Source organism: Paenibacillus taichungensis (assembly GCF_047302525.1).
Taxonomy (GTDB): Bacteria; Bacillota; Bacilli; order Paenibacillales; family Paenibacillaceae; genus Paenibacillus; species Paenibacillus taichungensis_B.
On record NZ_CP168020.1, the window covers coordinates 874,678 to 895,280 of the forward strand.

20 protein-coding genes are annotated in these 20,603 nt (G+C 49.0%); 16 read left to right on the forward strand and 4 right to left on the reverse strand.

Features of this window, described 5'->3' with window-relative positions; genetic code table 11:
• Window positions 1-256 precede the first annotated feature (256 nt).
• Window positions 257-859, reverse strand: a complete 603-nt coding sequence (locus ACDJ58_RS03930) for a histidine phosphatase family protein (protein ID WP_413375685.1) — start codon at window positions 857-859, stop codon at window positions 257-259.
• Window positions 860-1,042: 183 nt separating this feature from the next.
• Here ACDJ58_RS03930 and ACDJ58_RS03935 point away from each other — a divergent pair, with 183 nt between their 5' ends.
• Complete coding sequence (locus tag ACDJ58_RS03935; RefSeq protein WP_413375687.1) at window positions 1,043-2,053, forward strand: AraC family transcriptional regulator; 1,011 nt, start codon at window positions 1,043-1,045, stop codon at window positions 2,051-2,053.
• Between the two features lie 180 nt (window positions 2,054-2,233).
• Entirely contained in the window at window positions 2,234-3,739 is a 1,506-nt protein-coding gene (locus ACDJ58_RS03940) for an alpha-glucosidase/alpha-galactosidase (RefSeq protein WP_413375689.1), read from the forward strand.
• Between the two features lie 48 nt (window positions 3,740-3,787).
• Here the strand turns inward: ACDJ58_RS03940 and ACDJ58_RS03945 are convergent, their stop codons facing one another.
• Complete coding sequence (locus ACDJ58_RS03945; protein WP_413375691.1) at window positions 3,788-4,369, reverse strand: hypothetical protein; 582 nt, start codon at window positions 4,367-4,369, stop codon at window positions 3,788-3,790.
• Between the two features lie 146 nt (window positions 4,370-4,515).
• Here ACDJ58_RS03945 and ACDJ58_RS03950 point away from each other — a divergent pair, with 146 nt between their 5' ends.
• From ACDJ58_RS03950 to ACDJ58_RS03980, 7 genes are all read left to right on the forward strand, one after another.
• Complete coding sequence (locus tag ACDJ58_RS03950) at window positions 4,516-4,875, forward strand: PadR family transcriptional regulator (RefSeq protein ID WP_413375693.1); 360 nt, start codon at window positions 4,516-4,518, stop codon at window positions 4,873-4,875.
• Window positions 4,872-5,564, forward strand: a complete 693-nt coding sequence (locus tag ACDJ58_RS03955; protein ID WP_413375694.1) for a permease prefix domain 1-containing protein — start codon at window positions 4,872-4,874, stop codon at window positions 5,562-5,564. The genes ACDJ58_RS03950 and ACDJ58_RS03955 overlap by 4 nt, the downstream gene beginning before the upstream one ends.
• Complete coding sequence (locus ACDJ58_RS03960; protein ID WP_413375696.1) at window positions 5,561-6,118, forward strand: DUF4825 domain-containing protein; 558 nt, start codon at window positions 5,561-5,563, stop codon at window positions 6,116-6,118. Before ACDJ58_RS03955 ends, ACDJ58_RS03960 begins: the two co-directional genes overlap by 4 nt.
• 131 nt (window positions 6,119-6,249) lie before the next feature.
• On the forward strand, window positions 6,250-7,020 hold the full coding sequence (locus ACDJ58_RS03965; RefSeq protein WP_413375698.1) for an amino acid ABC transporter substrate-binding protein: 771 nt from the start codon (window positions 6,250-6,252) through the stop codon (window positions 7,018-7,020).
• Between the two features lie 109 nt (window positions 7,021-7,129).
• Window positions 7,130-7,789 (forward strand): amino acid ABC transporter permease, encoded by a 660-nt coding sequence (locus ACDJ58_RS03970; protein WP_413375700.1) that lies wholly within the window; start codon window positions 7,130-7,132, stop codon window positions 7,787-7,789.
• A gap of 62 nt (window positions 7,790-7,851) precedes the next feature.
• Window positions 7,852-8,607: an amino acid ABC transporter ATP-binding protein gene (locus tag ACDJ58_RS03975; RefSeq protein ID WP_079695067.1), complete on the forward strand. Its 756-nt coding sequence runs from the start codon at window positions 7,852-7,854 to the stop codon at window positions 8,605-8,607.
• A gap of 176 nt (window positions 8,608-8,783) precedes the next feature.
• A complete protein-coding gene (locus tag ACDJ58_RS03980; RefSeq protein ID WP_062320873.1) occupies window positions 8,784-9,122 on the forward strand; it encodes a DUF4190 domain-containing protein in 339 nt (112 codons plus the stop codon).
• A gap of 127 nt (window positions 9,123-9,249) precedes the next feature.
• Here the strand turns inward: ACDJ58_RS03980 and ACDJ58_RS03985 are convergent, their stop codons facing one another.
• Together ACDJ58_RS03985 and ACDJ58_RS03990 are read right to left on the reverse strand one after the other, a co-directional pair.
• Window positions 9,250-11,436 (reverse strand): YhgE/Pip family protein, encoded by a 2,187-nt coding sequence (locus ACDJ58_RS03985; RefSeq protein ID WP_413379453.1) that lies wholly within the window; start codon window positions 11,434-11,436, stop codon window positions 9,250-9,252.
• 79 nt (window positions 11,437-11,515) lie between these two features.
• Window positions 11,516-12,094 carry a TetR/AcrR family transcriptional regulator gene (locus ACDJ58_RS03990; RefSeq protein WP_413375703.1) on the reverse strand — a complete coding sequence of 193 codons (579 nt, stop codon included), beginning with the start codon at window positions 12,092-12,094 and terminating at the stop codon, window positions 11,516-11,518.
• 259 nt (window positions 12,095-12,353) lie between these two features.
• Here ACDJ58_RS03990 and ACDJ58_RS03995 point away from each other — a divergent pair, with 259 nt between their 5' ends.
• From ACDJ58_RS03995 to ACDJ58_RS04025, 7 genes are read left to right on the forward strand one after another with little or no spacing between them, the layout of a single operon-like run.
• A complete protein-coding gene (locus ACDJ58_RS03995; protein ID WP_063567830.1) occupies window positions 12,354-12,563 on the forward strand; it encodes a tautomerase family protein in 210 nt (69 codons plus the stop codon).
• Window positions 12,564-12,619: 56 nt separating this feature from the next.
• Window positions 12,620-13,537, forward strand: a complete 918-nt coding sequence (locus tag ACDJ58_RS04000; protein WP_413379455.1) for an ABC transporter permease — start codon at window positions 12,620-12,622, stop codon at window positions 13,535-13,537.
• A 12-nt stretch (window positions 13,538-13,549) separates the two neighbouring features.
• Complete coding sequence (locus ACDJ58_RS04005) at window positions 13,550-14,428, forward strand: carbohydrate ABC transporter permease (protein ID WP_063567831.1); 879 nt, start codon at window positions 13,550-13,552, stop codon at window positions 14,426-14,428.
• 42 nt (window positions 14,429-14,470) lie between these two features.
• Window positions 14,471-15,508 (forward strand): response regulator transcription factor, encoded by a 1,038-nt coding sequence (locus ACDJ58_RS04010; protein WP_413375706.1) that lies wholly within the window; start codon window positions 14,471-14,473, stop codon window positions 15,506-15,508.
• Window positions 15,505-17,343, forward strand: a complete 1,839-nt coding sequence (locus ACDJ58_RS04015) for a sensor histidine kinase (protein ID WP_090952909.1) — start codon at window positions 15,505-15,507, stop codon at window positions 17,341-17,343. The genes ACDJ58_RS04010 and ACDJ58_RS04015 overlap by 4 nt, the downstream gene beginning before the upstream one ends.
• A 29-nt stretch (window positions 17,344-17,372) precedes the next feature.
• Window positions 17,373-18,140, forward strand: coding sequence for an SDR family NAD(P)-dependent oxidoreductase (locus ACDJ58_RS04020; protein ID WP_413375708.1), 768 nt, complete (start codon window positions 17,373-17,375; stop codon window positions 18,138-18,140).
• A 34-nt stretch (window positions 18,141-18,174) separates the two neighbouring features.
• Window positions 18,175-20,544, forward strand: a complete 2,370-nt coding sequence (locus tag ACDJ58_RS04025) for a DUF4962 domain-containing protein (RefSeq protein WP_413375710.1) — start codon at window positions 18,175-18,177, stop codon at window positions 20,542-20,544.
• Window positions 20,545-20,603: the final 59 nt, after the last annotated feature.

The window sequence follows — 20,603 nt, forward strand, 5'->3', positions numbered from 1 at the left end:
AAGTAATAGGTGATAGGAGAAAAGTCAGAAAGTAGCCCAAAACGCAGATGATCATCTGAAGGCAGGGCTTGAGAACGCAATAACCGTATGGTGATACTGCGGAATGCCACTTGGAAAACATAAATCCAAGATCGTAAATCCAAAAGTGTTTACTGTTGTATTAAGAAGCTCTGGAGTAACCTCAGTGCGTTTAGGCGTCCGGGAGGTTACCCGGAGTTTTTTTGATATGGCTAAACTGAAAAAACAGACGGCATCATCATTTCAAATGTGCTACAGATGCAAAATCTTGAATGGTGTATTTCCCGTTTTCATGAATCAATGTGGTGATGGAGCATTCGGGAATCAGTTGACTTTGCATGGCGATAAAATCAGGATGCCAGACGTTAAGTTCATGCTCTGGGAATGTGTTTACCAGAAAATCTGTAATTAACCCGCCATGAGTAACGATAACGATATGGCTATCTAGTAGCTCTACATTCGTCAATTCCGTTAAGAAAGAGGCCAAACGTTCGCCTGCCTGCTTAGAGGAGTCGCCCACAGGTGGGAGGTAGTCTGGATCGCTCGTTGAACGGTCCCACATCGCGATGAATTCTTCAAATGTTTGTTCAGGAAGATCCCCCCAGTTGGCGCGTTCCCGCAGACGCGGGTCTTCAGTCACTGTAACGTTTTTATGGTGAGCAATATGCGCCGCAGTGTCGATCGCTCTTTGAAGTGGGCTTGCAATGATCTTGGTGACAGATACGTTAACCAAATGAAGTGCTGTTGACTTAGCTTGTGCTACTCCTTCGGATGTGATGGGAACATCACCGATGCGCTTTTCTTTTAATGCATGCCTCACCAGATAAAATGTAGTTTTCATAGTCTCACGACCTCCTCGTTATAGATTAGATTAGATAAAATAAAATTGATTAGATTTATAACTAATTATATGTTTATCTAATTTATAATCGCAATGATTTTTCATTTAAATGGTGAAATACATCGCTGAGACTTGCTACAATGGAGAAAAGTGAGGATCGTTGCAGCAACGGAGGTGCAGGCATTGGAAGCAAAACATTCGACAGGCAGTTTGTTTCAAGAAAAACTGCGCTTGGAGGACTATGGACCGCGTTTCTACGCGTATTATTACAAGCAATGGGACAACTATCAGATGTCCTATCACGATCATGATTCCACGGAGATCATGTACATTATTTCGGGAATGTGCCGGGTCGATGTGCAGATGCAGGATGGCAGCTCGGAACAGGCAGTATTGAAAAAAGGGCAGTTCATTCTGCTGGACGCGGGGGTTCCACACCGTCTACTGGTGAAGGATGGCGTACCGTGCCGCATGCTCAATGTGGAATTTGGAGTTGCCAGTTCGGAGCCAGGGCATCCATCCATTCGCCAGCTCGCGCTGGAAGAGGAAGAAGTCCATGCTTTTCTAACACAATCCTCGCCTTATCTGGTTTTGCCTGACCCAGAAGAGGTGTACCACATTATGAAAAGCCTTGTGCTGGAGCTGGATCAGCGTGGATTGATGGAGCAGGGACGATCTTCTGCACCCATGCGGATTATTCCGCCTGAGGAACGATCGCATCATCGCGAATCCCGTGATCTGAAGTCGCCTGAGCAAGGTACGCTGGTACGCACGTTGTTTATCCAACTGCTGGTTCGGGTCGCAAGACTTCGCGGGGAAATTAACCGAAGTGCGCTGGATCAGACGGAGCTGTACGTAAAACGGACGATTGAATTCATGCATCATAATATGGATCGCAATATTCAAATGAAGGATATCGCGGCAGCGGTGAATCTTCATCCAGGCTATTTGCACCGTATTTTTCGCCAGCACACAAAGCGCACGCCTACCGATTATCTCACGATGCTCCGAATGGAAAAGGCGAAGATGCTGCTGCAACAGACAGATATTCCAATCTCCGAAATTTCCGATTACGTGGGCGTGGGAAGCAGACAATATTTTCATATGTTGTTCAAGAAATATACAGGCCGAACTCCGGTTGAATTCCGTTCCTCGATGGAGCGACATGTCAGTCATTATCCCGCTGAAGAATAAATCGTGCAATTTATCTGGAAAGTACGGCGTGGTGGATGCAAAAGTGAGGATTTTTGACAACCTCGATGTGAAGAGGTCATGATTTTGATAACGCTTCCTTATAACCCGTTGCTACAATGATTTCATGAAGTGAGATCATTAACCGGGGCGAATATACTCGGATTACGGGAGGAACTGTGCATGTCGTTTAAAGTGGCATTTATCGGGGCAGGCAGTATCGGATTTACACGGGGGTTGTTGCGGGATTTGCTCGCGGTACCTGAATTCAACAATATTGAGATTGCGTTCTGTGATATCAATCAGCACAATCTGGACATGGTTACCGAGCTGTGTCAGCGCGATATCCGCGAGAATGGACTGAATATTCAGATTCAGCCGACAACGGACCGGAGAGAAGCACTCAAGGACGCGAAGTATGTACTGTGTACAATCCGTGTGGGTGGGTTGGAAGCTTTTGCAACCGATGTGGATATTCCGCTCAAATATGGGGTAGATCAATGTGTCGGCGATACATTGTGTGCAGGTGGAATTATGTACGGACAGCGCGGAATTGCCGAGATGCTCGACATCTGTAAGGATATTCGTGAGCAAAGCGCACCGGATGTGCTGCTCCTCAATTATTCCAATCCAATGGCTATGCTGACATGGGCCTGCAACAAGTATGGCGGTGTTCGTACGATTGGGTTATGTCACGGGGTACAGCATGGGCATCACCAGATTGCAGAAGCATTTGGACTGAAAATGAATGAAGTGGATATCGTATGTGCCGGAATTAATCATCAAACCTGGTACATCAAGGCATCCCATGAAGGTAAAGACCTTACGGGTGATTTGCTCGAAGCCTTCGAGAAACATCCTGAGTATAGCCGTACCGAGAAAGTGCGGATTGATATGCTGCGCCGATTTGGTTATTACAGTACGGAATCGAATGGTCACCTAAGCGAATATGTGCCTTGGTACCGCAAACGTCCGGAGGAGATCAAGGAATGGATTGATCTGGGCAACTGGATTAATGGCGAGACAGGTGGATATTTGCGTGTATGTACAGAGGGCAGAAATTGGTTTGAGACTGACTTCCCGAACTGGATGAAGGATGAACCGATGCAATTTGCCCCGGAAAAACGAGGCGGAGAACATGGTTCCTACATTATAGAAGGGCTGGAAACGGGACGCGTATACCGCGGACACTTCAATACCGTCAATAACGGTGTGATCTCCAATCTGCCGGATGATGCGATCATCGAAGCACCGGGATATGTTGACCGTAATGGCATTTCGATGCCGCATGTAGGCGACCTGCCACTCGGCCCAGCTGCTGTGTGTAATGTGAGCATTTCCGTACAACGACTTGCGGTTGAAGCTGCAGTACATGGTGACGACAAACTATTGCGTCAGGCGTTTATGATGGACCCACTCGTGGGTGCGGTATGTAATCCAAAAGAGATCTGGCAAATGGTCGACGAAATGCTGGTCGCTCAAGCCGAGTGGTTGCCACAATATGGTGACGCCATTGCCACGGCAGAAGCAAGACTCGCTGCAGGCAACCTGATTCCTACGAAGGAATATGAAGGTGCTGCGCGCCTCAAAGTGAAAACAGTTGAGGAGATGCAGCAGGATCGCGACGCCGCCAACAAAAATGCGGGTGAGTCGGATAAAGGGAAAGATCGCGAGAAAGTGCAGCAATAGATAAAAATGAGTAGGGCCTCTCCAAAGTTGGAGGGGCCTTGTTTGGTTCTATTTTTTTTCGACACCACGGATTACAAAGGCAAAAGAGGTATCACCCAAGGAAACCTGCGAATTTTTTGGGGAAGACCAACGGACAAATGCTCCATAATAATGAGTACCTTTTTCCTGTGCAAACTGGAATGATCCTTCTCGCAAAGAGATGGGACGTGCCTCCCCGTTCACATATTCGACCAGAGTGAATTCGTCAGGGGGTACATCCGTACCCAGATTAATAGATATGTTCTCGCCCACCAAAACAGAGACAGGTACTTTACCTTCCAGCAGCTCCATATCACCTGCATAGTCAACACACATATTTCCCCAGCAATAACTGCCCTGTATAGCAGGAATAGAGATGCCGCTTTCGCTCTGAATAGTTGGCGTAGGCAGTTCCTGAGATAAGTTGAGCTCCGGTTCCTGAGCATGTGTTGATCCCATCTCGGCTTCCTTTGCATTAGTCGTTGGGGGTGAGGCAATTCCGTGTGTACTGTTACTTGGTGTAGGATTACAGCCGGATAATATCAGCAAAGTTGTAAGGAACACGAGTGAAGTCAATGTTCTCATAGTGATGAAGAATTTTATTTTATCCACCTCCCTAATATCTTCCAGACGCAAAGTGAGAGAGGAAAGTTGCCCATTGTGATGCATATTTACCAATCAACACATATTACCTTTACAGACATAGTAATATGTGTTATAGTATACACAGGATTGAAGAAAGTCGGTGAATCTGGCAGATGGATGAACAAGCGATTAACAGTGACTTAATTCGAGGCAACATTGACCCGATTATTCTGAGTGTACTTATACCGAAGGATAACTACGGCTATAGCATTATTAAGGAAATTTATCGCAAGAGTGGAGAACGGTTTGAATTGAAGGAACCGACACTATATTCCAGTCTGAAAAGGCTGGAGAAGAGCGGATATGTGGAATCCTACTGGGGGGAAGAGACCCAGGGAGGACGACGCAAATATTACCGGATTACAACGCAGGGGCAGGAAGTTTATACACAGCACGTTCAAGCTTGGCACGCAGCCAAAACATTGATTGACTGCATGATTATTTCCGGGGAAAAGGGAGATGAAAGGATATGACATTGGAAGCTCGTATTACCCGACATGTGAATCGTCTGTTCGATCATGCGCAGGATACATTGACCAATCGGGAGTTAAAAGAAGAGATTCACAGTAATCTCGCTGCACGAATCGAGGATTATATGGAGCAGGGCATGGACAAGGAGCAGGCTTTTCAGACTGCCATTCAACATGTAGCTGGTATGGATCACATCATGAGTGATCATCGCAGGGTGCAACGCGTTCCTTATTGGACTGCGGTGTTGCAGTCTGCATTGATTTATAGCCTTATCGCCTGGATCATTACTATTCCAATGAGAGTCATGGTCCAGGGCGCAACCATTAACAACTTGCTCATGCTCATGAGTGTGATCGTGGGTGGAGCGTATGTATTTTATATGTTGAAAAATAAAAATACTTCGGCAGATCCAGAGGACATCACCGTTATCCGTATACCTGTATTCTTGCAATGGACGCGCAGATTGTGGTGGTTATGGGCAGGTCTCATCGTTGTGCTGTGGGGTACACAGGCGGCGCTGCGATTTGGAAGCAACATCTGGTATAGTCGACCGATTCAGGTAGAGGGGCCCTATCAATTTACGGTAATCGCGATTGCTTTTGCCATACCTTTATTAAGTATTATTATTCCTTTGATCGTGCAGAGGGCGTATCGGATCGTGGGCAAGTATGATGTAGGTGATGTCATATGACGGGAAAGAACAAATGGATTATTGCATTGGTCATGCTCGGTATCTTTGGTGTTATTGTGGTTGAGGGCGTCGTTAATCCGAGAATAGAGGCGAAGCAGGCGCAGTACGAAGCAGAGCAGCAAGATCCGTTGACCCATGATTTTGCGGCATTAGCGGGATATCGCAGTGCTTATATGGGAGACTTCTCCAATCTCAGCCATTTGAATCAGGCCTTGCCCCTAAGTGAGCAATTGAATGGGTATCAGTTGTATCCAGAGACATTGACGGCTCAGATCAATTACAGGATGAACACCAGTGATATGAAGCCCGAAGAGTTGGAACGAATACTTGTATATAATGCTGCTGCCAATTTTGTATGGATTGATAATTTGGAGCATGTGCTTTATACATTTGAGAATATTCAATATACCTTGAGCCGTGAGGCTGCCCAGCAATGGGTCGGAACAGAACTGAAGACGCTTCAGGAGCCGGGGGAGTGGGATTCAGCAGTACGTAAGAAGCTAGTGGAGCCCATGCAAGTGAAAGAAGCTTTTTCACAAATTGTTGACAATTGACTTGATTCGAAGATAAGGAAAAGGTAAGAGGCTCGACTCTTCTCTTATGCTATGTTATTATAAGACTCTGATAACGTGGTAACGAACTAAAGCGTTTGGGTTTTGGTTATAGACATGGAGGGGTTAGAGAGATGAGAAAACAAGCGATATTTCTATTATTGATCAGCATATGCATGATTGTTGTTGCGGGTTGTTCCAGCTCGGGAAGCAAAAATGATAATGCCATTATTGTGGGGATAGATGATAAATTTGCTCCAATGGGTTTCCGGGATGACAAAAATGAAATTGTTGGTTTTGATATTGACTATGCCAGAGCGGCAGCGGAGAAAATGGGTAAAGAAATTACGTTCCAGCCCATTGATTGGTCTTCCAAAGAATCGGAGCTGAACAGTGGCCGCATCGACCTGATCTGGAACGGGTACACAATTACGGATGAGCGGAAAGATAAAGTGCTGTTCACGAAGCCGTATCTGGAGAACAGCCAGGTTGCAGTCACACTCGCGGACTCACCGATTACGAAGCTGAATGAACTGGATGGCAAAAATGTAGGATTGCAGGCGCTGTCCTCTGCGGCAGATGCACTCGCTGCAAGTCCTCTGAAGGATAAAGTGAATGCTTCCGAATTCCCAGACAACGTACTGGCCCTTACCGATCTCAAGACTAAACGTTTGGATGCTGTCATCATCGACGAAGTGGTCGCGAGATATTACATGTCCAAGGAAGAGGGAACGTTCAAACTGCTGGATGAATCCCTTGCTCCGGAACAATACGGCATTGGTGTGAAAAAAGGCAATGAAGAACTGCTGAATCAACTGCAAAAAGCATTGGATGAGCTGAATGCCGATGGCACATCAGCCGAGATTTCCACCAAATGGTTTGGTGAAGATGAAGTTTTGAAATAGGATCAGGCCACTTGCCTGACATATGTAGTAAACAACATGACCCCGGATTCCAAAAAGGAGCAAGTCTCCTGCGGAATGCGGGGTTAACAGATTAGAGGAGCCGATTGCGATGAGCTGGGAGTATTTATTGGGTGTCATTAAGCCCATGCTTGAAGGGGCACAGACCACGATCTTTTTATTTTTGGTGGCCATTATAGTGTCTGTACCACTTGGATTTGGAGTAACCTTATTGATGAAAAGCCGATTCAAGCCGTTGGCATGGATCGCTCATACGTACGTATATGTGATGCGGGGAACGCCGCTGATGCTGCAGCTGTTGTTCTTCTGCTTCGGTCTGCCGCTGCTTCCAGGGGTAGGGGAGTATCTTGTATTTGACCGCTTTACGGCGGCAACGTTGGCTTTTATTTTGAATTATGGTGCGTACTTTGCCGAGATTTTCAGAGGTGGATTGCTCTCGATTGATAAAGGACAACATGAAGCTGCACAGGTACTGGGTCTAAGCAAATGGCAGACGATGACGAAAGTCATTATCCCGCAAATGTTTCGGGTAGCATTACCTGCCACTGCAAATGAATCCATAAGCCTTATCAAAGATACGGCATTGTTGTACGCTGTTGCTGTACCTGAGCTGCTGCATTACGCACAGGCCGCAGTAAACCGGGATTTCCGTCTGACACCATTCCTGATTGCAGCTATTATGTATTTGCTGATGACCATGGTACTTACCTTGTTCTTCAAGGCACTGGAGAAACGTTATACATTTGAGTAAACGCGCACGGAACAGAAGTATATAAAGTTATCTAATCTCATCAATTAAAGGACTGTCTGCATATGACACATATTATAGAAGTAAATCAATTAAGAAAATCATTCGGCACACTTGATGTGCTGAAGCAGGTATCGTTCAACGTGGAGCCAGGTGAGGTTATTGCCGTAATCGGACCTTCGGGTTCGGGTAAAAGTACGATGCTGCGCAGCCTGATTCATCTTGAGGATATTTCGGGTGGCACCATTCGTATCCAAGGCCAGGCGCTGGCTGAGAACGGATCGTATGCAGGTGCCGCGGATATTCGAAAGATTACGGATCGCATGGGCATGGTATTTCAGCATTTCAACCTGTTTCCGCATCTGACGGTACAGGCGAATCTGGAACTGGCACCGAAGACGTTGAAAAAAGAAAGCTCAGCGATCATCCGGCAGCGAAGTCTGGAGTTGCTCGGTAAAGTAGGGCTCTCCGACAAGGCGGATGCGTATCCCGCCAACCTGTCCGGTGGACAGAAACAGCGCGTAGCGATTGCACGCGCACTAATGATGCAGCCCGACATTCTGCTGTTCGACGAGCCGACCTCGGCACTCGATCCAGAGCTGACGGGGGAAGTACTACGCGTCATCAAGCAGTTGGCACAGGAGAATATGACGATGATGATCGTCACCCATGAGATGAGCTTTGCCCGCGATGTCGCAGATCGCGTCTTCTTCATGGACAACGGCGAAATCGCCGAGGCGGGTCCGCCGGAGCAGATCTTTGGCAATGCCAAGTTGGAGCGCACGCGTACGTTTTTGCAGCGGGTGGAAGTGGAAGGGTAGAGGTTAAGACGAGTTAAGATATGAATGTAAACGGGATCCGAATTCATTGGTTCGACGAAAGTCGACGATGGATCCGGATTTTTTTAATAAAATCGGAATATTTACAAATAATGGAGCATATTTTTCCAGTTTATCAATTATAATAAGACTACTTAATAAACAGGGAGGATTTACCTTTGGATCAACGTCACAATGATGTGGACCGTTATTATAGCGATCCGCTTCCGCCACCACCTTATGTAGTACCAAAAACCAATAGCAAGTCTATTGCAGCTCTTGTCTTGGGGATTTTGTCGCTCACCATACCATACTTGGGATTTTTTATTGGTATCGTAGCTATCATATTTGCGTCGTTGGCACTGAAAGAACTCAGAATTCGTATGGAACAGGGGAAAGGGTTGGCCATTGCGGGGCTCGTCTGTGGGATTATTGGGACGGCTCTCTATGCTATTCTCATTATACTTGTCCTACTATTTACTGTTGTGGTAAGTACCAATATTACTTCTACATACTAAGTTTTTGAGCAGTTTCCTACCTCTTTTTCTCATGATCAAAAAAAAGCAAGGCCGTGTATAAGCAAACACCCGCTGTTGTTGTGGCGAGGGTGTTGCTTACAACATGCCTTGCTTTTTATGTTCCATCTTATACGTGAAGCACTGCCTCACTATTTACTTCTTCTACCTCATTCGTGCGATGCATCATGAAATAGGCAAAGGTAGCCGCCAAACCAATCACCGCAAAGATGCACAGAATTCCGATCTGATCCCATGCTACACTGAACTGTCCACTCGAAATAACAGCTTTATACCCGGTTACTGAATAGGTCATTGGCAGCCATGGATTGAAACCTTTCAGCCAATTCGGAATGAGCTCCAACGGGAAAGTACCCGCACTGGTGGTCAATTGGAAGATTAACATGAGGATCGCCAGGAAGCGGCCGGGATTCTCCAACCAAGTAACGAGAGCCTGAATGATGTACATGAAGGTCAGGCTGGTAACGAAACTGAATAGAAGGAACAAAGGCACGCTTTGAACTTCCAGGCCCAAGCCGGACAAGACAAGCCAGGAAGCGAGCAGGGATTGCACGGCACTCATGATCGTGAAAGCCAGCGTTCTGCTCACAAAACGATTCCAGCCACTCGCATCGGTAACCGAGCTGCTGCGTGTTGGTACAACCAGCGTTGCAATCAATGCCCCGACGAATAGCCCCAATGACAGGAAATATGGTGAGAATCCTGTACCATAGTTGGGCACTTCGTTATGTTTATGTTCATCCACCTGAACGGGCTCTGCGTACATCGTTACGAGTTCATCCGTCTTTTTCACACTACCCGTTTGATCGGCGGCATCATTCAGTTTGGTGGCAAGCTCACCAGAGCCGTCGGTCAATTTGGCGGTACCTTCTTTTAAATCTCCTGCGCCATCATCCAGCTTGCGGGAACCGTCTGCAATGGTGGTGATTCCGTCTGAAAGTTGGTCCAAGCCATCAACCAGTTTCCCTGCACCTGCGTTTAATTGACTCGAACCCTCTGAAAGTTTGGCTCCGCCAGCGGCAGCCTCAGACAACTTGGAGTTGAACTGCTGGAGGCCAGTCGCAAGCTGCACCTGTCCAGCGGACAATTGCGTTGCTCCTTCTAAAAGCTGCTGCTCACCCTGCACTAACTGGCTGCTGCCTTTATGCAGCTGCTGTTGAGCAGCTTGCAGGGTTTTGCTGCCTTCGAGCAATTGCTGTCCACCTTGATATACCTGTTCGCTACCAGCGGCAACAGCCTGGCTTGCTGCCAGCAACTGCTGTACAGCCGGGTTAGCAGCTAACTCTGGACTGGCCTCAGCTAATTGGGCAAGACCTTGTGCAACGGCCTTGGCACCTTCACTTACTTTGCCACTGCCTCCGACTGAAGTCTGCAATCCCGCGGTCAGCTTGGCACTGCCTTCCTCAGTTGCTGCCAGTCCGACATCCAATTGGGCTGCTCCTTCCTGAGCGGATTGAATACCAGCCTGTAACTTTTTGCCGCCAGCTTCAGCCTGTGCTGCTCCGTCACCGAGCTTCGTACCTGCTGCCGCCAATTGGGACAAACCATTGGAAAGGGAGCTGGCTCCCGTATGAAGCTCACCAATACCCTGAGCTAAGGTGTTCGTGCCTTCTTTTAACGGGGTAATGCCTGTTTCGAGTTTGTCGGTTCCATCGGCCAGTTTGGACAGGTTTTCTTTCAGCTTGGAGGCACCTTCATCCAGCTTAACCGCACCCTCGTTAATCTGACCTGCGCCATCTCCGGCATCCGCCAAACCGCTAGAGATTTTCTCTACCTGATCCAGCAGGGTTTCTGTATACGATTCCGTCACTTTGGCTGAGACTTTGGATTTAATCTGTTTGACCGCTGTCCCGCCAATCTGACCCGCTAGGAAGTTGTATCCTTCATTGGGTTCATAAATCAGCTCTGCCGGTTGTGGATGGTCATCCATCAGAGTGGTTGCTGTCTCGGAAAAATCCTCTGGAATAACAATCGTCATATAATACGTGTTGTCTTCCATGCCTTGCTCCGCTTGTTCCCGTGTTACGAATTTCCAGTTGAAGTCGTCACTTTTTTTCAATTCATTGACCAGATTCTGTCCGACTTCCAGCGATTTGTCATTGTATGTTGCCCCCTGATCCGTGTTGACCACGGCGACAGGCAGTTCATTCATTTTGCCGTAAGGGTCCCAGAATGCATTGAGGAACAGACCGCTATACAGCACCGGAATAAACAGCACCACGAGAATCGGAATAAATACTTTGGGTTTCTTGAAGGCGGATTTCAAATCCTGCCCAAATACAGTGAATGATTTCATCATGTTCTCTCCCCATCATTACGCTACTCTGTTGCTATATCTATCTCTAATCTATAAAGGATTCAGCCGCACACTTTCTTTATGTAGGGGATAATCCACTTTTGAGAAAGAGGCCCACGAAATCCTTGATCTGATCCTTGTGCAGCGAAGTATGCGCTTTGTTCCAATCGGATGTTAAGGTGACATACAGCTTCAACAGGACAAAAGACACCAGCCTGGGATCGTCCTCGCGAATCTGTTGCAATTCCATTGCGCGCTGAACTTGGCGTTCCAGATATTCGAGAATCGCTGTCTCTACTTTCTGCAGACCTTCCTTCGCTTGAGGCGTGCCGAACTCGTTCACCTCCTGAAACAGCTTGATTAACAACTCATGTTCCTCTCTATACTCCAGCAAAGCGTCCATGCTCTGGTGTACGTTCTCAAGAAATGGTTTGTCGTCTTGAACAGTTTGCTCTGTAATCCGCTTCATATCAGCAATGATCGAGTGGAGGATCTCTCCGAACAGTTCTTCCTTGTTCTCGAAAAAAGTATAGATCGTACCTTTCCCCACGTTGGCCAGTCTCGCAACTTGCTCCATTGTGGTGGCTTTGTATCCAAACAGCGCGAACGATTTCTCAGCAGAGTCAATGACCTGCTGCCTTCGATCGATTGTTTTCATGGCAAATACACCTCCTTGTTGCATGATTTGACCAGATTACTTATTCGGTCAATTGGTCGTAAACAAATGTATCATTGAATGGGGAGGGAGGAAGTGATGTTTGTCATAAGCCCATCCGAAATATTAGCTTCCCACCATAATCCCCACCTAAAGAAAACACAAGTGAACGAAAAGACAGTCCATTGTTGCTCTCTCTCAGGAGAGCTAAGATGAAGTTGTTAAAGCGTTTACAATATATGGTGAAGGGAGCTTAACTCGGATGCCAGAAATTACGATCAGGCTGTATGAAGGCAGGACGGATGAGCAAAAGCAGGAGATAGTGGAGGTGTTCACACGCGAGCTCTCGCGTATTATCGACCGTGAACCGGATTACATTTCCGTTGAATTCAATGAAATCCCATGGGACGAGAACGTTCCTGATAATTTGAAAGCCATGCAATCACAGAAGCAGGGAGGAGAGAAGACGTGAAGCCGGCGGACATCGCGCCGCCAAGCCGGGGAACAGCTAGACTTAACTCGTCTGGTCTGGGCTCTCGGCTCGGAGATGCGGGGCGTTATCTGTGGCGATACCGGATACTATATCTACTCTCAGTACCGGGCATCCTGTATTTTTTCCTCTTCAAATATGTGCCCCTGTTCGGTTCGGTCATTGCTTTTCAGAACTACAACATCTTCAAAGGCATCACCGGAAGTGATTGGGTAGGTCTGGAGCATTTCCAGAAGATGTTCAGCCATTATGATTTTTTGCGAATTCTCAATAACACGCTCCTGCTCGGGTTATATGATCTGGTGATTGCATTCCCCGTACCGATCTTACTGGCAATTCTGCTGAATGAAGTGCGGATGATTGTGTTTAAGCGTTTGCTGCAAACGATTGTATACATGCCTCACTTTCTGTCCTGGGTCGTCATTAGTGGTATCTTCATGGGTATTTTCTCGATGGATGCCGGGGTGGTGAACAAGGCACTTGGATTTCTGGGCATGCAACCGATCTACTTTCTTGGAGAAGACTCGTACATTCGTTCCATTCTGATCGGTTCGGGGATCTGGCGCGACTCCGGGTACGGCACGATTATTTTCCTGGCTGCCATTGCGGGGATCAATCCCGATCTGTATGAGGCGGCAGAGGTGGATGGAGCCGGACGTTTGAAGCAAATATGGTCGATTACCCTGCCATCATTGCTACCGACGATTATGATTCTGCTGCTGCTGCACATCGGGAAGTTCCTTGATCTGGGCTTTGAGCGTGTGTTCGTATTCCTGAATCCGCTCAATCTGGAATCCGGTGAAATTCTCGATACGTATATCTACAAAGCCGGACTTCTCTCACAGCAATACAGCTACACAACAGCCATCGGGTTGTTCAAGTCCGTCGTGGGTTTGATGCTTATTCTCATCGGTAATTTCTTCAGCAAAAAAACAACCGGCGAAAGCCTGTATTAGGAGGCGAGATAGATGCGTACCCCCAGTGTCCGTTACCGTATATTCCGCATTGGCAATCTCGTTTTTCTTACGCTGCTCTCGCTGACGATGATTCTGCCTTTCATTAATGTGCTGGCTCAATCTCTTAGCAGCTCGGAAGCGATCATGGGCGGAAAGGTCAGCTTCTGGCCTGTTGCTTTTACCTGGATCAATTATGAATATGTATTCGGCGATGCTTCGTTCTGGCGGGCATTTGCGGTATCGGTTGGGGTGACGCTGTTCGGGACGCTGGTCAATCTCGCTGCAACGGCATCGCTGGCCTATCCCGTTTCCCGTCCGGAGTACAAGGGGCGCTCCCTGGTCGTCATGTTTGTCCTGGTGACCGTTGTATTCTCGGCGCCGCTCATTCCGAACTTTATCCTGATGAAGGAACTGCATCTGGTCAACAATCCGCTAGTTCTGATTGTGCCAGGAGCGATTAATGCCTTTAACTTTTTCGTCATGCGCTCGTTCTTCGCACAGCTGCCGGGTGAACTGATCGACGCTGCCCGCATCGATGGCTGTGGGGAATTCGGTATCATCTGGCGTATCGTCATTCCATTGTCCAAACCGGCCATGGCATCACTCGGCATTTTCTATGCGGTAGGCCACTGGAATGCCTATTCCACCGCGCTTTATTATCTGAATGATCCGGCCTGGTGGCCGATCCAGGTAACACTCAAGAAGCTGTTTGAGAGTGACGATATTTCCGTCGATCCGGGTTCTGCCGTCTATAGCACTCTTGCACATACATCGCCGGAAGGCATCAAAATGGCAACCATCATCATCGCCACCTTGCCGATCATTATCATCTACCCTTTCTTGCAAAAGCATTTTGTAAAAGGAATCATGGTTGGCTCCGTCAAATCTTAAGTACAAGAAGCATACAGATCTGACGGAAACGGGGGAATGGCGATGTTCAGAATCTTGATTACGGACGATGAACCGATGATTCGGATGGGTCTGGCGAAGATGATTAAGCAAGCGGGACTGTTCGACTGTGAGATACGTCAGGCAGCGCATGGGGAAGAGGCCCTTCAGGTGGTAGAGGCCTTTCGGCCACACATCCTGTTTACGGATATCCGCATGCCGACTATGGATGGTATTGAGCTGTGTCGACGTTTATCCGAGCAAGGAAGTACGATGCGCATTATTGTGGTCTCCGGTTATTCGGACTTTGAATATGCAAGAGCCTGTATGGATTATGGGGTAAAGCGATATCTGCTGAAGCCTGTGGGACGACAGGAGCTTCATGAACTGCTGCTCAAATTGCTGGCAACCGAAGAGGAGAAACCTACGGTTTCCCTTGTACCCGTGAGGGAGCTGAATGATTGGGCGATGCGTCTGGAAGAGGCCATATGGGAGTTACGGCAGTCCGATGTGACGGAGCTGCTCGCAGCATGGTCTGGTCGGTATCCGGCATATTCCTTGATGCCTGAGCAGACAGCGGAGCTTTTTCAGGAATTACTGGAATTGATTGTGGCCCGAATGAATGCACGTGGTAACGGAACGATGAGTACGTCCTGCGAGATAAATGAAAGCGCTTCCTCAAAAGAGTGTTTCGAGGCTCTGGGCAACGAGATCCACACGTTAATGAAGACAATCAAGGAAAAGCGTAGTGGCAAGCGCAAGCATCCAGTGGAAGAAGCAAAAGCCTATCTGGAGAAGCATTTGCGCCGCGAAGTTTCACTGGACGAGATTGCCGCCAAGCTGGGCCTGAACCCGTCCTACTTCAGCCAACTGTTTAAGCAGACGACAGGCCAGACCTTTATCCAATACCGGATACGCAGCAAAATGGAACTGGCCAAACGCATGCTGGAGCAGCCGGGCAACCGGATTACGGATATTTCCTACGAAGTGGGGTATGCGGATCATCCCCATTTTACGAAAACATTCAAGAAAATTACCGGACTGACCCCGTCCGAATACCGCAGCAAGTTGGGCATTGAATGATGAAGCGCAGCCTGTCCATCCGCCTGTTCTTTCATTTTGCCGTCGTGATTACGTTGTCCCTGTCCGCCATTGGCTTGTTTACCTATACCTATGCCTCGACTGAAATGAACGACCAGCTCGCGGACAACATCGCCCAAACGATGCGCAATACGGCGTACCAGACCGATCTGTATTTGCAAAATTATGATCGTGCGACCTACTCCATCCTCTCGAACGGAAGTGTGAAGCACTTTCTCGATATGAATTCGGAGGACAGTTATGCCTATTACGAGTACAGCCGTCAGATTAAGACGAACGTGTTCCCGCCTGTTTTTATGTTATACCCACAGATCAAGTTCCTGTATGTTATCGGGGATAACGGGCGTGTTGTGATTGATGACAACCAGAATTCAGCCGGCATACCGGATATCGACGCGGCACAGCAGTATAAGGAGCTGCTAGCTGCAACCCCTGCAAATGGCGAATCGACATTGCTTACCCGCAGTATTCGTAGTGGACAGAGTGCCAACGTGATTACGATTGCGCGCCGGATCAGAGGGGTGTCCTCCTATACTCCCAACGGAGTACTGGCGATGGAAGTGAATGTGCTGGAGCTTGACAAAATATGGGGAGAACTCGACCTCGGTCAAGGTGGGTATCAGTATGTGATGGATCAGAACGGAACCGTAATCTACACACCCGGGGACGAAGAGGCGCAGACAGCCATGCCGTCCAACACTGTGAACAGGCTTATGCACATGGAGGCAGGGTCACTGGAACAGAACACGGATGGCACTAAACGGCTGCTTATATCGGAGCTTTCTGCATATTCGGGCTGGCGTTTTGTCGCTTCTGTACCGCTGTCGGAGCTGCAAAGACCGATTGCAACGATTCGTTCGGCCACATTATGGGTTGGGGCAGGAACCTTGCTCGCTGCACTTGTCGTTGCCTACCGGATCGGAGCATCTCAAGTGGAACCTATTCGTGTGCTGATGAACGGAATGAGACAGACGGAGAAGGGAATCTGGAACAAGGTGGAGATGAAGGAAAGGCGCGATGAAATTGGTGTGCTGATTCGCAGCTATAATCTGATGGTCAGTCGCCTGTCGGACATGATTGAGAGTGTATACGAATCGGAGCTGCGCCGCCAGAAGTCGGAAATTGAGCTTCAGCAGGAGGCGCTGGAACGGCACCGTGCGGAATTTCAGGCGCTTCAGTTGCAGATCAATCCGCATTTTCTCTACAACACACTGGAAACGATCAAATGTTATGCCGTCGTACAGGACTCCGAAGAAATTGCACAGATGGTGGAATCCATGGCTCATATGCTCCGTTATTCCATTCAGACCAATCTGGAGGAAATTACGGTTGCTAATGAGTTGAAGCATGTGCTGGCCTACCTTTCCATCATGAAACATCGCATGGATCGAGAGCTTGAAGTTGAGGTTATCATTGCGCCGGATCTGTTGTTGGAAAAAATGGTTCGACTCACCCTTCAGCCACTGGTGGAAAATGTGTTACAACACGCATTTCCGCGAGGCATGGAGCCCGGTCACTTTATCCGTATCGATGCTCGGCGCCTGGAAGATCGCTTTCTTGTCATCGTCCAGGATAACGGTATGGGCATGAGCGAGGAGCGACTGGAGAAGCTGCGTGATCGTCTGGAATTAAATCGCCTGGCAGGCGAAGATTCCGATGATGTCTACCATCGCGGAGGCATCGGACTCATGAATGTTCATCGCCGGATTCAGCTTGTATTTGGAGAAATGTATGGCTTGATGATTGAGAGTGAGCGAGGCTTGGGAACGACCATTACGATGGCGCTTCCTGCAGATCAGCATAGCAAACGGATTTAATTGAACCTATAACAGGGAGGAAGATCAAAATGAATATTAACTTGCAGAACAAAATTGCGCTGGTTACCGGCTCCAGCGGAGGAATAGGTGCTGCCATTGCTGGGGCATTGGCACGTTGCGGAGCAAAGGTGGCTGTGAATGGACTGCATAATATGGATCGGGCGGAGGAGGTCGTGACCGCCATCCGGTATGCTGGCGGTGAAGCAGCGGCATTTCAGGCAGATGTGACTGATACGAATGCCATAGAATCGATGGTTGGGGAGATTACGATCCGCTTCGGCGGACCGATTGATCTGTTGGTTAATAATGCAGGGCATCTGGTGGAGCGGAGCCCCATTGAAACGATGAGCGAGGAGCTTTACAGCCGGATTATGGATGTCAATCTGAAGAGCGCCGTATTTGTCTCCAAAGCGGTCATCCCTGGCATGAAGGCAGCTGGAGGCGGCCGAATTATCAATCTGACCTCGGTAGCGGCTCATAACGGGGGCGGCCCGGGTGCAGCTATTTACGCAGCCTCCAAGGCGGCTTGTATTGCGTTAACCAAAGGACTAGCCAAAGAGCTGGCTCCTGGCGGGATTACGGTTAATGCCCTTTCACCGGGCTTCATCGGACAAACGGCGTTCCACGCTACGTTCACCTCGGCGGAAGGCCGAACTTCTGCGGTAAGCAGCATTCCGCTTGGACGGGAAGGGACACCCGATGATGTCGCAGGAGCGGCGCTGTACCTGTGTTCCGAGCTGGGTTCTTTTATAACCGGAGAAACGATTGAAATCAATGGCGGAATGTACATGCGTTGATGCTACACCATTGCGATAAGGAGGGGACGATACGATGGAAGTGAAGCGGAAGCTTGCAGAAAGACCGTTGTACCAACCAATCAGCGGGCCGTTCCATGTGGACTATGCACCTGATGAACATACCATTCTGGCAGAAAATCCGCCAAGGTTTACCTGGATGGCGGCACAGCAAGAAGATGAGAATGCCTATATGCTGCAGGTGTCGGTGGGGTCTTCTTTTCAGGAAGGAGAGACGATGACCTTTGCGCCGCTCCCGTATAACTTTTTCACGCCGGACCGGGTGTTTGAACCTGGGGATTATTACTGGCGATATGCGCTGCTTGTGAACTATCCAGTGCAGCAAGTGGGCGAAGCCGAAGCGCATGTCTCCCAAGGGAAGCAAGAGGAAATGTCGGCATGGAGTGAGGTGAGGCGGTTTACGGTACCAGCGGGATTACCCGAGACACCGATACCTTCTCGGGCACAGCGGTATGTTGCCGCGGACACGTCTCATCCTCGGCTATGGCTCGGAGAGAGTGGGCTAAAGGCACTTGCGGATGCCATTGCGTCAGATGCTACATATTGCGGCTGGGATGCGTTTATGGCAAATTCCGTGGAGCCGTGGGCAAACCGCGAGCCGATCTGTGAACCGCTGCCTTACCCGGAGAACAAACGTGTCGCCGCGCTGTGGAGGCAAATGTACATTGACTGTCAGGAAACGTTATATGCGATTCGTCATCTCAGCATCGCTGGGCGGGTGCTCCGTGATGAACGGTTGCTTGGCGCGGCGAAAACCTGGCTGTTGCATGTAGCGGCTTGGGATACGGAAGGAACGACCTCCCGTGATTATAACGATGAAGCGGCATTTCGGGTCGCAGCCGCGCTCGCTTGGGGCTATGACTGGATGCATGATGAGTTGAACAGTGAAGAGCAAGATGTGGTGAGGCGCAGTTTGCTGCGGCGGACAGAACAGGTGGCCCAGCATGTGATGGTCCGCTCGAAAATCCATCATGTGCCTTATGATAGCCATGCTGTGCGTTCCTTGTCTTCCGTGCTTGTGCCCTGCTGTATGGCCTTGTTGCATGAGGAGCAGCAGGCTGCAGAGTGGCTGGATTATGCGATCGATTATTATGCCTGTCTGTACTCCCCTTGGGGTGGCAGTGATGGGGGATGGGCCGAAGGCCCGATGTACTGGACTACAGGCATGGCCTATGTGACCGAAGCGATGAATTTGTTGCGAAACTATGCAGGCATCGACTTCTTCCGTCGGCCATTCTTCCAGCGTACCGGGGATTTTCCACTCTACGTGTACCCGCCCGATGCACGGCGCGCGAGCTTTGGAGATCAGTCTACGCTAGGTGACCCGGTAAACTTGAAAACAGGTTATCTTGTCCGCCAACTGGCAGGTGTTACAGGCAACCACTGGTACCAGTGGTACTTTGAGCGTGTGCGCCAATCCGATCCGGGGACAGAGGGAGCTTTTTATAACTACGGCTGGTGGGACTTTGATTTTGACGACTTGGTATACCGCCACGATTATCCGCAGGTGGAGGAAGAGTCGCCTGTGGACATCGAGCCGCTTAAGTGGTTCCGTGATGTGGGCTGGGTAGCCATGCATCACCGGATGGACGATCCGGATGAGCATGTTATGCTGCTGCTCAAGTCGAGCCGTTATGGCTCCATCAGCCACAGTCATGCGGATCAAAACAGTTTCACCCTACATGCATTCGGTGAGCCGCTCGCGGCGGATACGGGCTATTATATCGCGCACGGCAGCTCCTTTCACCGGGAATGGCGCAGGCAGACACGCTCCAAAAACAACCTGCTGATCGGTGGAACAGGTCAGTATGCCGAGAACAACAAGGTGCTGAACATGGCCGCAACCGGGCAGATTGAGGAGGCCTATTGGCGGGATGGCGATGGTTATGTGCGCGCGGTAGCGACCGATGCCTATGCCAGCACCGTACCCCATGTGAAGCGTGTTGTACGGGAGATTCATTTTCTGCAATCCTCCTATTTCGTCATTGTGGACCACATTGACCTGGAGAAGCCGGACAGCGTTCAATGGCTGTTCCATGCACTGCACCCGCTACAGCTGAAAGGGCAGAGCTTCCGTCTGAACGGTAATAAGGCGGGGCTTGAGGGCACGTTTGTATATGCTTCCTCCGGTGAGCTGGTGCTCAGCCAGACGGATCAATTCGCTGAGGTGGACCCGGCAGAGTACGAAGGGTTGGAAAGACATCATCATCTGAGCGCAGAAACGCGGCCGGCCTCAAGCCATAGAATTGTAACTCTGCTTGTACCATATAAGATCGAGGAACCGAAGTATGTCCCCTATTTCATCGATGACCAGGATCACGGCATCCATCTCTATTTTACCGACAACGGTGTAACGAAGAAGATCGAGGTATCCAAGACGTACTAGATAAGATGAAACTGAATGCTGTGGAACGCTGAGTGCTGACCTAAAGAAAACGCAATCTC

Bases quoted from the DNA above. Each gene is read 5' to 3' on its own strand.
- ACDJ58_RS04020 (WP_413375708.1), top strand. From the start codon at position 17,373: ATGAATATTAACTTGCAGAACAAAATTGCGCTGGTTACCGGCTCCAGC.
- ACDJ58_RS03975 (WP_079695067.1), top strand. From the start codon at position 7,852: ATGACACATATTATAGAAGTAAATCAATTAAGAAAATCATTCGGCACA.
- ACDJ58_RS03940 (WP_413375689.1), top strand. From the start codon at position 2,234: ATGTCGTTTAAAGTGGCATTTATCGGGGCAGGCAGTATCGGATTTACA.
- ACDJ58_RS03995 (WP_063567830.1), top strand. From the start codon at position 12,354: ATGCCAGAAATTACGATCAGGCTGTATGAAGGCAGGACGGATGAGCAA.
- ACDJ58_RS03985 (WP_413379453.1), bottom strand. From the start codon at position 11,436: ATGAAATCATTCACTGTATTTGGGCAGGATTTGAAATCCGCCTTCAAG.
- ACDJ58_RS04015 (WP_090952909.1), top strand. From the start codon at position 15,505: ATGATGAAGCGCAGCCTGTCCATCCGCCTGTTCTTTCATTTTGCCGTC.
- ACDJ58_RS03970 (WP_413375700.1), top strand. From the start codon at position 7,130: ATGAGCTGGGAGTATTTATTGGGTGTCATTAAGCCCATGCTTGAAGGG.
- ACDJ58_RS03955 (WP_413375694.1), top strand. From the start codon at position 4,872: ATGACATTGGAAGCTCGTATTACCCGACATGTGAATCGTCTGTTCGAT.
- ACDJ58_RS03990 (WP_413375703.1), bottom strand. From the start codon at position 12,094: ATGAAAACAATCGATCGAAGGCAGCAGGTCATTGACTCTGCTGAGAAA.
- ACDJ58_RS03960 (WP_413375696.1), top strand. From the start codon at position 5,561: ATGACGGGAAAGAACAAATGGATTATTGCATTGGTCATGCTCGGTATC.
- ACDJ58_RS03930 (WP_413375685.1), bottom strand. From the start codon at position 859: ATGAAAACTACATTTTATCTGGTGAGGCATGCATTAAAAGAAAAGCGC.
- ACDJ58_RS04005 (WP_063567831.1), top strand. From the start codon at position 13,550: ATGCGTACCCCCAGTGTCCGTTACCGTATATTCCGCATTGGCAATCTC.
- ACDJ58_RS03965 (WP_413375698.1), top strand. From the start codon at position 6,250: ATGAGAAAACAAGCGATATTTCTATTATTGATCAGCATATGCATGATT.
- ACDJ58_RS04010 (WP_413375706.1), top strand. From the start codon at position 14,471: ATGTTCAGAATCTTGATTACGGACGATGAACCGATGATTCGGATGGGT.
- ACDJ58_RS04025 (WP_413375710.1), top strand. From the start codon at position 18,175: ATGGAAGTGAAGCGGAAGCTTGCAGAAAGACCGTTGTACCAACCAATC.
- ACDJ58_RS03950 (WP_413375693.1), top strand. From the start codon at position 4,516: ATGGATGAACAAGCGATTAACAGTGACTTAATTCGAGGCAACATTGAC.